We start from the raw sequence: 13948 nt of genomic DNA, 5'->3' as shown, positions 1-13948 counted from the left end.
GATTTACGGGTTCGGGTCGGGGTCCGGATCCCGAACCGCACGTGCGAATATGCGTATCTCCTGCGCCGCCCCGTTGGTCGTCGCCAACGGGGTCGCGATCTTGTGCCAAAGCGTGCGCGTGCCGCCGACGGGCACCGTGACGCAGGTCCCGCCGCCCAGCGCGAAGACCGCCGCCGTGCAGGCCTGCTCGGCGTCGGCGAGCCTGTCCTCGGCGGCGAAGTCGCCGAGCCCGGGCTCGGCCGGGGCGATCAGGCTCCACAGCGCGTAGCGGTCCACGCCCGGGGTCGAGCCGACCGTCCAGAGGCTGCCCGGCGTCACCGTCGTCACCCGGAGGAGGTAGGTCTCCTTGACGTTGCCGGTGTTGGTGAGCACCGTCGAAGTGGTGATCAGTATCGTCGCGTTCATGGGGGTAAGTCCCGGCAAGGTGATCGTGCGCGTCGACATCTCCACGCCGAGCGCCAGCGGCACCATCGTCGAGCCCGCCGCCGCGTAGTTGACCGCGCCGGCCGAGTTGATCGTGCCCACGCGGTAGTAGTAGGTGACCTCGCCGCGCAGGGAGTCCACGGTCAAAGTGGAGAGGGCGACATTGGGAGTTTGAGAGGACGTCCAGAGAGGGGTGAAGTCGGGGCGTGTGGACACTTCGAGGCGGTAGCCGGCGGCGGAATTCGACGAGGCGTCCGGCGGGGCCAGCGCCAGCGGCAGCCAGTTGACGATCATGCTGGTCACGTCGATCCGGTAGACCGTGCTGCCGCTCGCGAGCTTGGTCAAGGTCGCCGTCGACAGCGCGGTCTGCGCGTAGACCGTAGCGCTGCCCCACAAGGCGCCCGTGCGCAGGAAGTAGGTCGTGTTGGGGTCGAGGGACTGCGGCGCCAGGCGTACCGCCTGGGACAAGGTCGCCGAGGCGTACAGCACGCCGCTGAAATCCGCCATCGTCGACGCCTCGACGACGTAGCCGTCCGCGTTCACGAGCCCATACTGCACGCCGACGCTCGACAGCCCCACGGTGAAGATCGCCGGGCTGCTCGGAGGCAGGAGCTCCGGCCAGTCCACGAGCGAGTCGGGATCGTTCTCGTAGGCCGGCCCCCTGCGCGGGCCGCGGGCGGCGCGCATCGTGACGCGCGAGGCCGGATCCAGCGCCGCACCCGACACGTTGACGCCGGTCGTCGCATCCTCGAAGTTCGCCAAGGTGATCGTCGAGACGAAGGTTCCGCCCAGGAAGTGGATCGCGGTAGCGCCCGAGGAGAGGCCGCGGAAGGTGACCGAATCGACTGTAAGGCTGAACAAGGCGCCCTGAGTCGATACTTCTATGCCGCGCGCGGCCCCGCTGAAGGTGACGCTGCCCAAAGTCACGACGCCCGCATTACCCGGGTTCAGCGCCAGACCCCGGCCCAGGGCGGGGGAGGTCAAAGCGCTGGTCGCGAGCGTCAGGTTGACGCTGCCGCCCGCCAGGGCCAGGGCGGAGCCGGCCGTGTTCGTCGCGATGAAGACGGAGCCGCCGATCACGGTTCCTGTCGAGCCCGATATGAAGGCGGCGGTGGAGCCCTCGACATAAGAGTCCAGGATGGTGTTGGAGGAAGAGGCGGCGACGTAGAGGCCGTAGCGGCCCGCCGTGACCGACGCGGAGGTCATGGTGCTGAGGATGACGGTGTTGTAGTCGGCGCCGGTGTCCAGGCGGGCTCCGTAGCCGGCCGGGTTCAGCATCCGGGAGCCCGTCACCGTGTTGCCGTCGGAGGCGGTGACCCAGAGCGACGCGTAGGCGGCGGCGTTGGAGACCATGGTGCTCTGGGTGATGACGTTGCCGTTCGCGCCGGTCGTGAGGCCGGCGCCGTAACCCGCCAGGTTCTGCATGTAGGAGCTCGTCACCGTGTTGCTGACGGAGGCGACGATAGCGAGCGCGACATCGCCCGCGCCGCCGGCGATCATGGTGCTCAGGCTGACGGCGTTGAAATCGGAACCGAGGTTCAGGCGGGCGCCTTCACCGGCCAGGTTCTGCGCGTAGCAGCCCGTGACCGCGTTCCAGTCGGCGCCGCTGAGGTGGAGAGCGTAGGTGGCCGCGCCGCCGGAGACCATGGTGCTCTGGCTGAGGGTGTTGTAGTCGGACCCGGTGAACAGGACGGCGGAGGTCCCCGCGATATTCTGGATGTAGGAGCCGGCCACCGTGTTGCTGTCGGAGCCGTTGACATAGAGGGCGTAGCGCGTCGAGATGTTGGAGACCATGGTGCTGAGGCTGATGGTGTTGCCGTCGGCTCCGCTCAGGTTGGCGCTGTAGCCCCCCAGGTTCTGCATGTAGGAGCCCGTCACCGTGTTGCTGCCGGCGCCGGTGAGAAAGAGCGCGGAGAAGTTCAGGCTGTCGGCGACCATGGTGCTCTGGCTGATGACGTTGAAGTCGGAGCCGGCGTCCAGGTGGAGGCCGCCGCCCACCGTCGACAGGTTCCTCATGTAGGAGCCCGTCACCGTGTTGCCGTCGGAGGCGACGACGTGGAGTCCGTAGTACAGCGCGGCGCTGGAGACCATGGTGCTCTGGATGACGGCGTTGTAGTCCGAGTCGGCGGAGAGATAGGCGGCGTCGCCGGCCAGATTTTGGACGTAGGAGCCCGTGACCGTATTGTGCTCGGCGCCTAGGAGGTGGAGCGCGTAGGACGCCGCGCTCTTGGCCTGCGCGCTGCTGTAGGACACGACGGTCATCGTGGAGCCGTCGAGCCAGATGCCGTGCGCGCCCCACACGGTCACCGAGCTGTAGCGGACGGCGCTCCAAGAGCTGATGCGCACGCCCGCCGCGTAGATGCCGAGGCTCCCGCTCGTGCTCACCGAGACGCTCGACAGCTGGACATGGGAAGATGACGCGAAGACGCCATACGGGATGTTCTGGTCCACGCGGATGTCGAGGCCCAGCACGTTGACCGAGGCGTTCTTGATGACGAACGCCGCCGTGGACGAAGCCGGCGGGTCCAGCAGCGCCGGCGAGCCCACGGCCGGGTCCGTGAAGATCGAGATCGACGAGCCGCCCATGGTGAAGCCTTCCACCAGCACCTGCTCGCCGTAGGTCGCCCCGTCGCGGATGACCACGCACGAGTGGCCGGTCAAAGTCGACGGCAGGGCCGCCACGCCCGCCGAGATGGTCGCGTACGCCCGCCCCGCGCCCACGTTCCTGGTCACCACGCAGCCCGGGTAAGAGGAATCCTCCCAGTACACGAGCGAGTTGGGGTCGTTCTCATAGTCCTGACCCGTGCGCGCGCCGTAGTGGGCGTTCATCGTGATGCGCGACGCGGGGTCCAGGGCCGCGGCGCTCACGTTGGCGCCGACGCTCGCGTCCTCGAAATTGGCGAGCGTGAAGGTGGAAGTGAAGGTCCCGCCCAGGAAGTGGACGGCGGTGGCGCCCGAGGCCAGGCCCCGGAAGGTGACCGAGTCGACCGCGAGCGTGAAGAGCGCGCCCTGCGTGGATATCTCGATGCCGCGCGCCGCGCCCGCGAAGGTCACGCTTCCGAGGCTCACGACGCCGACATTGCCCTCGTTGAGCGCCAGCCCGCGGCCCAGGGAGGGGGCGAGCAAGGTGCTGGTCGCGAACGTCAGGTTGACGCTGCCGCCCGCCAACGCCAGGGCGGAGCCGGCCGTGTTCGTCGCGACGAAGACGGAGCCGCCGATGATAGTCCCCGTCGAGCCCGAGATCAGGGCGGCCGTCGAGCCCTGGATGTAGGAGCCGTGCACGGACACGGTCGACGCGGCGGTCAGCGTCAGGCCGACGCCGCCGGCCGTGATCGTCGAGAGGCTGATCGTGTCGTAGATCCCGTAGATCTCGAGAGCGTCGCCGGCGGCGTTCGAGATCACGCAGCCGGCGATGTCGCTGAAATCGGCGTTGTCGAGCAGGAGCCCGCGGTAAGCGGCGGCCGCGCTCGTGAAGGTGCTTTGGCTGAAGGCGTTGAAGTTCGAGGCGTTCGAGATGTAGGCGCCGGCGCCGTTCTCGCCGCCAGCGTACGACTGCAGGACGGTGTTGCGGGACGCCGCGTCCATGAGCAGGCCGACGCGATTGACGCCCGCGGAGATCATCGTGCTGAGGACGACCGTGTTGCGGTTCGCTCCGGAGACGAGCCCGGCGGCGTTGCCGCTTGGATTACTCGCGAGGCTGCCCGTGATCGTGTTCGACGAGGCGCCGTTCAGGTAGAGAGCGTAAGCGGCGCCGGAGTTGCTCGCCATCGTGCTCGCGCTGATCGTGTTGAAGACGGCGCCGGCATCGAGGACGGCGGCCGAGCCCGCCGCGTTGCCGATATAGCTTCCGGCGATCGTGTTCGACGAGGCGCCGGACAGGAAGAGCGCGTAGCCGCCGGAGGCGGTCGACATCGTGCTCAAGCTGATCGTGTTGTAGGCCGCGCCCGCGTCGAACACGGCCGCGGTTCCGCCCGGGTTGCGCGCCGTGACCGACGTGAACGCGTTGGAAGAGGCGCCGTTGGCGTAAAGCGCGTAGTAGGACGCGCTCGCCGCCTGGACCGTGCTGAAGGAGACCTCGGTCTTCCGCGCAGTCGAGTCGAGCCACAGGCCGTGCGCGTTTCCCACGGCGATGCTGCTGCCGCTCACGGCGCTCCATGAGCTGATCCTGACGCCCGCCGCGTAGAGGCTCGCGCCCCCGCCGACGGTCACGGAGCTGAGCGTCACGTGGCTCGAGGACGCGCTGATGCCGTAAGGGACGCTCTCCGCGACGACGACGTCGAGGCCCGTCACGTTGACCGAGGCGTTGGCGATCAGGAAGGCCGCCGTGGACGACGCGGGAGGCGAGACCACCGGCCGAAGGCCGGACGCCGGATCGGCCATGATCGTGATCGACGAGCCGTTGTTGGTGAAGTTCTGCACCGTCACCTGCTCGGCGTAGGTCGCCCCGTCGCGTATGACCACGCAGGAATGCCCGGTCAAGGACGAGGGCAGAGAGTCGAGAGCCTGAGTGATCGTGGTGTAGAGGCCGTTCGTCTTGTGGACGTTGCGCGTCGTGGTACAGCCGGGATACGCCTCGGTGTCGACGAGGACGGCGTACGGCCCATAGCTGTCGTTCTCCGCCCGGTCGGCGGCGCTGAAGACCACCTGGTTGGTCGCGGCGCAGGGGGAAGAGCCGGCGCAGGTCGCCGGGCTCGTGGAACGGGTGAAGTCGAGACGGTAGGCCGTCAGCGTCTCCAGGCCGGTCGAGCCCTCGTTGCCGGTCAGCGCGACATAGGGGGACGCCGTCGCGACCGTGGCGACGGCGACGCGCCAGCTGGCGCCCGCGTCCGTCGTGTAAGACACGCTGTAGGCCGAGCCGGGGAAGACGACGTCGTCGATCCACGCGCTGTCCTGGCCAAGACTGAGCGTCCCGTCCTTCACGTAGCTCCAACGGAAAGTATGCGTGCCCGCCGTCACGTCGATCGAGGCCTGCCCCCAGGCGACCGTGCCGCTCCACGCGGCCTGGAGCTGGCCGTCGATGTAAAAGCGCAGGAAATCGAAGTCGGCCTCGGAGCTGACGCGCCGGAAGAAGGTCAGCGAGCCCGCGCGCACGCGGCGCACCAGCTCGACGCCCGTCGACTGGCCGTGCGTGATGGTCCCCGCGCGCAGGCTGAAGGCGCCGCTGTTGGCCGAGTCCGCCGTCGCGTACCACGCCGCCGGGCCGGTGGAGATCCAGCGCTCCGGCAGGCCGCTCTCGAAGCGATCGGAAGCGAGGCTCGGGCGCGTGCTCAGGCCGCTGAGGAAATCCTGCACGGATATCTGGACGGTGACGCCCGAGGCGAGGCGCAGCGGCGCGCCTTCCGCCAGCGGCGCGCCCCCGAGGTCGAGCGCCGCGAAGCCCGACAGCACGGGCGTGCTCGGGTCGAAGCGGAAAGGGCCCAGGTCGCGGGTCGCGCCCGCCGTGTCCGAGAGCGTGAAGGGCTTGACGTGCAGGTAGAAGGCCGCGCCGCCGGCGGGGGGGCCGGTGCTCAGAATGCCTGAGTTCCACACGGGCTCCGCGTCGTTGAAGGCGTGCGTGGCGCTCGCGTCGAAGACGTAGCGGTAGTAGCCGGCGCCGGCGAAGGAGGACGAGAAGGTGAACGAGCTTGTCGCGTACCAGGTGCCGGTGGAGCGTATCGAGACGACGTCGTTCGCGTTCGCGCTCACCGCGGTGTCGACGAGCACCGCGTAGGGGCCGTAGATCGCGTTCGCCGCGAGGTCGCCCGCCGCGAACAGGACCTGGTTGGTGGCCGCGCAGGGCGCGACGCCGGCGCAGGTCGCCGCGTTCTGAGAGTCGACGAAGGCCGGGATGACGGCCGAGAGCGTCTCCAGGGCCGTCGAGCCGTGCGCCGCCGTGTAGGTCATCGAGGCGACGGCGGGCGTCAGGCGCTGCACCGAGGCCGCCCCGGCCAGGCTCGTGCCCGCGTAGAGGCGCCCCGAGAAAGCCGCCAGCGCCGGAATGCTCTGCGACGTCCCGTCGTAGGCCCGCTTCCAGGCGGTGCCGTCGAAGACCAGCAAGTCGCCCTGGCCCGAGGACCCGCCGACGCCCGCGTAGAGCAGGCCGTTGAAGACGCCCAGGCTCTCGACGTTGGTCGTCGCGCCGTCGTGCGAGACGCTCCAGTCCGCCTGCTCGCAGGCCGCCGGCAGGCCCGTGGCCTTGGGGTCGCAGACCAGTATGTCGCCCTCGCCCGCGTCGTCGCCCATGGCCGCGTACAAGCGGCCGCCGTAGACCGCGAAGGCGTTGACCTTGTCGAGGGCGCCGTCGTAGCTGGAGGTCCAGGACCGGCCGTCGAAGACCATGACGTCGCCCGCGCCGTTGCTGTAGACCGAGCCGAAGCCCGCGTAGAGGCGGCCGGAGAACTCGACGAGCGCCGTCGCGGCGTAGGCCGAGCTGTCGTAGGCGACCGACCAGTCCCCGCTCTCGCAGGAGGAGGCGGCGCCCGTGAGCGCGGGGTCGCAGACGAGCACGTCTCCGTTTCCGGAGGTGTCGCCCTGCCCGGCGTAGAGCCTGCCGCCGTAGGCGGCGAGGGCCCCGATCTGGTAGGCCGACCCGTCGCGGCTCAGAGACCAGGTCGTCCCGTCGAAGACGTCAATGTCCCCGTTGCCGCCGGTGCCGCCGTAGCCGGCGTAGAGCCGGTCGTTGAAGACGAATAGAGCGTCCACCCGGTAGTTGGCGTTATCGCGAGACAGCGTCCAATCCGCCGTCTCGCAGTCCGTGGGCGACCCGCTCAACGCCGGGTCGCAGGCGTACACGTCACCGTCGCCGAAGCCGTAGCCCTGCCCCGCGTAAAGACGATCGCGGAATACGGCCAGGCTCTCGAAGCTGTCGTTGAGCGTCGCGGAGCTCGCCGCCGCGGCGAAGGCGGCCCAGCTCGCGCCCCCGTCGGTCGAGTAGATCACGCCGAAGCCGCCGGACGGCGCCGGAGACTCGCCCGCCGAGGCGCTCGTCGCGACGTGCAGGCCGCTGAGCGGGTCCTGCACTTGGATCTGCACCGTCACCCCCGCGAAGAGGTCGACGAGTTGGGTCTCGCCCATGAGCCCGCCCGTGGAGCTCACGACGCGGTACGCGCTGAAGGCGGGCGAGACGGAGTCGCGCCGATACGGTCCGAGCGCGCGCGGCGCCCCGGAGGCGTTCGCGATATTGTACGGGAGGACGTGCAGATAGTATTGGGTTCCCGGCGCGGCCGCCTCGAAGACCACGGGGCCGTCGGCGCCGTTCCACAGGGTCTCGCTCTCCGTCCAGGAATGCGAGGGGGAGGTCGTCCAGGCGCGGCGGTAGGAGGACGCGTTGGCGAAGGTCGAGACGAAGGTGAAGGTGGCGTAGCTCACCCAGGCGCGCGTCGACGGCCCGGAAACCGCTCCCGCGTCGGGCGTGGTCGCCACGATGACGGCGTAGGGGCCCGCCCAGCGCGCGTTGCCCGCGGCGTCCATGACCGTGAAAGCGACCTGATTGGTGGCGCCGCAGGGATAGCCCCCGCCGCAGGTCTCGGTGTTGGTCGAGTTGGCCAAGGTCGGCAGGACGGCCGAGAGCGTCTCCAGAGCGGTGGAGCCGTCGGCGCCGGTGACGGTCGAAGACGAGACCAGCGGGGCGAGAAGATAGACGTCGGCGGCGGCGTCGCCCGCGTAGAGCCGGCCGTTGAAGGACTTCAGGGAGCGCAGCGACGTGGGCAGCCCGGCGACCGTGACCCAGGAGGCGCTGGAGCGCGTCAAGACGGTCGTGTTCAAGGCCGAGGCGTAGAGCTGGCTCCCGAGTCGGCCGAAGTAGACCGTGTTGTTGCCGGAGTACTCCTGGACCCAGTCGCCGCTCTCGCAGAGCTCGGCGCGCCCGGAGAGCGAGGGGTCGCAGGCATAGATCCAGGTACTGCCGCCCAGGAACAGCCGGCCGGCGTGGGCGACGTGGTCGCCGCCGTTCGGCGTCGGCGCACCGGCGTCCGTCCAGTCGCCCGCGTCGCAGACGTCCGCTGCCCCCGTCGCGCCGGGCGTGCAGGCGAACAGCTTCAAGCCGGCGCCTACGTCCATCTGGACGTAGAGCGCGCCGTTGAACACCGTCAAGCCGTAGGCGTTGGGGCCGGTGCCGTCGCGCGCGATCGACCAGTCCGCGGCCTCGCAGGTCGACGCGTCGCCGGTCGCGGCCGGGGCGCAGACCAGCAGGTCGCCCGCGCCCGTCGCGCCGGCCTGGGCCGCGTAGAGGCGCCCGCGGAACTCGGCCAGGCTCAGCATGTAATTCTGCGCGCCGTTGTAGGAGACGCTCCACGTCGTCCCGTCGAAGACCTCGACGTCGCCCTCGCCCGCGTCGTTGCCGTAGCCGGCGTAGAGCCTGTCGTTGAACACGGCGAAGGAGGCGACCTCGTCGTTGCTCGTGTTGCGTGAGAGGCTCCAGTCCCCCGTCTCGCAGGTCGCCGCGTTCCCCGTGGCCGCGGGGTTGCAGGCGTAGACGTCGCCGTCGGACGTTCCTTGACCGATGCCCGCGTACAGGCGGTCGCGGTACACGGCCAGGCGCGACGTGTTGTTGGCGTCGGAGTACGAGAGCACCGGGGCGCCCAGCGCGCTCCAGGTGCGACCGGCGTCCGTCGAGAAGACGACGCCGGGACCGCCCGAGGCGGGCGGCCCGCCGGGGAAGGCGCCCGTGCTCAGCAGGAGCCCGCTCATGGTATCCTGGAGACGGATCTCCACGGTCGCGCCGGCGAGCAGGTCGATGGCCTGGCTCTCGCCCATGAGCCCGCCGCTGGAACTGTAAAGACGGAACTGCGAGGCGACGGGCGGCGCGCCGTCCGACCAGAACGGTCCCATATCGCGCGGCGTCCCCGAGCTCCCGGCGAGGTTGTAAGGCAGGACGTGGAAGTACCAGTTCTGCCCCGCGGGGGCGGCCTGCAGAGCGATCCCCGCGGAGGGATTCCAGAGCGTCTCGGCCTCAGTCCAGGTGTGCGCGGCCGAGGTGTCCCAGACGTAGCGGTAATAGGCCGCCGAGACGAAAGGGCTCGCGAATGACATCGTGCTCGTCGCCAGCCACGTCCCCGTGGAGGGGCCGACGACCTCGCCCGCGCTCGGCGTCGTGGAGACGATGAGCGCGTAGGGTCCGAAATGAGAGACGGAGCCGGCGAGGTCGACGACCCCGAAGAGGACCTGGTTGCGCGCCGAGCACGGGAACGCGCCGCCGCAGGCCGTCGCGGCGGTCGAGCCCGACAAGGTCGCGATGAGCGCCGAGGCGCTTTGCGCCGCGATCGTGCCGTCGGCGCCGGTGACCGTCATCGAGGAGACCCGCGGCGCCAGGCGCAGGACGACGCCGTCGGGAGAGACGTCGCCTTGTCCCGCGTAGAGGTCCCCCGAGAACGGCATGAGAGCGTAGATGTTCTCCTGGAGGCCGTCGAACACCGGCTTCCAGGCGCCGCCGGCGCGGACCAAAATGTCCCCGTTGCCCGCCGCGCTCCCCAGCCCGGCGTAGAGGAAGCCCTTGTAGGCGCGCAGGCTCGAGACGGAGGCGGCCGCGCCGTCGTAGTCGAGGCTCCAGTCCCCGCTCTCGCAGGCGTGGGGCTGGCCCGTCAAAGCCGGGTCGCAGACGTAGATGTCGCCTTGGCCCGTCGCGGCGCCCATCGCGGCGTAAAGGCGTCCGCCGAAGGCCTCGAGGGCGTGCACGCGGGCGGCCGCGCCGTCGCGGCTGAGGCTCCAGTCGCCGTTCTCGCAGGCGAGCGGGTCCCCGACGGTCCGCGGACGGCAGACGTAGACGTCGCCTGCGTCGCTGAAGTTGCCCTGTCCGGCGTAGAGCAGGCCGTTGAAGACGGCGAGCGAATGGAAGGAGTTGCGCCCGCCGTCGTAGGACAACGACCAGTCGGCGGGGTCGCAGACGGCGGACGCGCCGGTCTTCGCCGGGTCGCAGACGAGCACGTCGCCTTCCCCGACTTGGACGCCGATGCGGGCGGCGTACAGCTTCCCTTTGTACGCCGACATGGCTCCGATGCCGTACCCCGCGCCCAAATTGCTGTCGAAGCTGCTCGTCCAGGAGGCGCCGTCGAAGACCTGGATGTCGTCCTGCCCGAGGCTGTTGCCCAGGCCCGCGTAGAGCCGGCCCTGGAACACGGCCAAGGAGTTCACCGCGGCGTGCGCGTTGTCGCCGCTGAGCGCCCAATCGCCCGCCTCGCAGACGCCGGGCAGGCCCGTCGCCGCGGGGCTGCAGGCGTACACGTCGCCGTTCCCGGCGGCGGTCCCCTGTCCGGCGTAGAGGCGGCCTTGAAAGACCTCCAGCGACAGGAAGGCGGACGCCGCGCCCGCGTAGCTCGCGGCCGAGGAGAAGCCGATCCAGGAGGCACCCCCGTCGTTGGTGTACAGCGCCCCGGCGCCGCCGGGTGCCGCGGCCGCCTCGCCGGGAACGGCGAAGGTGGACAGGAGAAGTCCGCTGAAGGAGTCGGAGACGGCCGTCAGGAAGACGGTGGCCCCGCCGGACAGAGCCGTCAACTGCGCTTCCCCGAGCACACCCCCGGTGGAGCTGATGTGGCTGAAGCCGGAGCCCGCGGGACCCACGGCGTCGAGCCAGAAAGGTCCGAGCACGCGCGGCGGACCGGAGGAGTCGACGACGTTGTAGGGCAGGACATGGAGATGCCAGTCCTTGCTGTCCACCACCGCGGGCGCCGTCAAAGTGCCGGTCGCCGGCGACCAGAGCGGCTCCGTCCCGGTCCAGGCATGGGCGGCGGAGGTGTCCCAGTGGTAGCGGTAATACGCCGCGCTCGAGAAGGAGGACTCGAAGGGCACGCCCACGCCCGCGTACCAGGCGCCGGTGGAGAAAGGGGAGGCGACGTCCCACGCGCTGGGCGTGGTCGCGACGATGACGGCGTAAGGGCCGCTCTCGCGGATATTCCCGGCCATGTCCTCGGCGACGAACAGCACCTGGTTGGTCGCCGCGCAGGGCGCCGCCGCGGCGCAGGTCGAGCTGTTGGTCGAGAGGTTCAACTCCAGGTTCAGGATCTTCAAGGTCTCCGCCGCCGTCGAGGCGTCGCCGCCCGTGAGCGCCAGGTAGGGGGCCGCGCCCGCGGCCGTCGTCTGCACCACCGACCAGGTCGCACCCCCGTCCCGGGAGACGCGCGCGCTGAACGCGACGACCGGCGGCAGAGAGACGGCGTCGAGCCAGGCGGCGTCGGCGCCGGAGGTCTCCCAGCCGTTCTTGGAGTAGCGCCAGCGCAAGGTCGCGGTGCCCGGCGCCACGATGAAGGCGGACGGGCCCCAGAGGTACTCGCCGCTCCAACTCCCGCGCGTGCTTCCGTTGACCATGAACTCGAGGACGTCCTCGCCGTTCTCTGAGCTGACGCGGCGGTAGAAGGTCGCGCCGCCGCCCAAGGTCGTCAGTGGAACCTCCAGCCAGGTGGACTGGTCGGCGGCGATGCCTCCGGAGCGGGCCGCGAAGGTCCCGGCGTGGACGACGTCGCCCTGCACGGCCCAGGCCGCGTCCCCGCCCGTCGTCCAGCCCGCGGGCAGGACGCCATCCTCGAAGCCGACGACGCGCGAGACGGGCGACGCGCGCAGGCCGGCCAGCACGTCCGAAATCGTGACCTGGACCGTGACGCCGGAGCTCAGGTCGTTGTGCTGGATCTCCGCGAGCGCGCCGGCGGTGGAATTATAGGAGCGGAACAGCGAGGCTCCGGGCGGGGTTGCATCGCGCCAAAACGGGCCGATGTCGCGGGCGATGCCGGGGACCCCGCCCGCGTCGTAGGGCAAAGCGTGCAGATGCCAGTTCTGCCCTTCCGTCGCCGCCTGGACCGTGAGGGTGCCGGGCGGATCCCAGCGCGCCTCGCTGCCCGTCCAGGCGTGGCCCGCGTTGGCGTCGAAGAGCACCCGATAGTAGGCGGCTCCGTCGAAACTGGAGGAGAACGTGAACGAGCTCGAGGAGTACCAAGTCCCGGTGGACTGGGCGGCGACGATGGCGTCCGCCGCGGAGTAAGGGGCGACGTAGGTGGAGCCCGCGAGCGCGTAATGCGCCGCCGAGGCCAGGTTGAGCGAACCGACCCGGAAATAATACGTCGCGCCCCCGGGCAGGCTCAGGACGCTCAAGGTGCTGAGGCTCACGCCGAAAGTCTGCGAGGAACGGACGACGCCGCTGAAATCCGCGGCCGTGGAGGCCTCGAGAACGTAGCCCAGAGCCGAGTTCGAGGAGCCCTGCACCGCCGCGTCGGGCAGCGGGCCCCAGTTCGCCGTGACGCTGGAGACGAACACCGCGTGAACGCGCGCGGCGCTCACCGCCGGCGCCAAGGTCGCCGTCGTGGCCCCGTTGGACAAGGTCGAGAAGTTGCCGGCGGGGTCCGCCGTCCAGACGCGCAGGTAATGCGTCGTGTTGCCGCTCAGCCCGGCGAGCAGGTACTGCTGAAGGGCTCCGGGGAAGACGCCCGCGGTGGAGAGGCTTATTTGCGCCGCCGTGGTGGAGAAGGCGACGGCGGAATAGGTCGCGTGCTGGATGTAGAAGGACGAGCCGGCGAGGAGCGTCCCCGTGTCGCCGTCGTCGCCCGGCGCCGGCCAGGAGAGGAGCAAGGTCGTCGAACTGCCCTGCACCGCGGCCGCGGCCAGCTCGTCGACGGCGGAGGGGGGGACGCGCGCGTCGATGATCGCGAGATTGGCGTAGCCCGTCAAGGGCGCGCCGGAAGTACGCGCCATGCGCAGGTAGTAGCGGCCCGAGACGGTGTTCTCCGGGTCGAGCGCGAAGTCCCACTCTCCCTCCTGGCCGTCGGCGATCAGGTTCGGGTTGCTGGGCGTGGGGTCGCTCTCGACATAGGAGCCCGCGACGTCCGAGTTGGGCAGAAGAGTCGCCGCGAGCGTCGTGCCGTCCGCGGGCGCCGGGTTGTCGAAGAACACCCAATCCGAGTCGGCCGCGGACGGCGCGCCCTCCGTCGCGGGGGCGGGAGTGACCGTGCCCTCGACGAGCGCGTCGGCCTCAAGGCGCACGCGCCCCACGCCGCCGCCGCCGCCGCCCGCGCCGCCGGCGTTGCTTCCGCTCTTCGCGCCGGCGCTGCCCGCGCCTCCGCCGGACGCCGTGACGGTCGCGGCGTTGTTGAAGGAGAGCGCGCGGATGAGGACGCTGCCGCCGGAGCCCGCGCCGCCTCCGCCGTACGGCGAGTTGCTGTAGCTCCCGCCGTTGGACGCCGCGCCGCCGTTCGCGGCGATCGTGCCCGAATTGACGACGCTCGACGAGAGGATCAGGATGATGCCGCCGCCGGAGGCGCCGGCCGCGCCGTTTACGGGACCCTCGTTGCTGGCGCCGCCGCCGCCGCCGCCGGAGCCCAGGAACAGCTGCGACAGCGCGGCCGAGCCGTAAAGCCCGCCGCCGCCGCCGCCCGAGCCGCCGCTGTTCATCTTGAAGGTGGAGGCGCCGCCGCCCGCGCCGGTAAAGGCGCCGCTGCCGGCCGCGCCCCCGCGGCCCGTGCAGCCCTCGCAAGAGCCGCTGCCTCCGCCCGCGCTGCCGGCCGCGCCGCCGTTGCCGCCGGCGGCGTAGTTGCCCGCCCCGCCGCCGCCGCCCGCGACGACGCCCGTG

At 70.6% G+C, this 13948-nt stretch carries 1 protein-coding gene; it reads right to left on the bottom strand.

All coding sequences use genetic code 11. The features are described from left to right. Positions 1-3: 3 nt before the first annotated feature. On the bottom strand, positions 4-13948 hold a 13945-nt coding region (locus tag HYV14_02490; protein ID MBI2384861.1), incomplete at its 5' end, for a right-handed parallel beta-helix repeat-containing protein.

It is taken from the genome of Elusimicrobiota bacterium, assembly GCA_016182905.1.
Classification (GTDB): Bacteria; Elusimicrobiota; Elusimicrobia; order UBA1565; family UBA9628; genus GWA2-66-18.
This window is presented reverse-complemented; position numbering and strand designations above follow the sequence as displayed.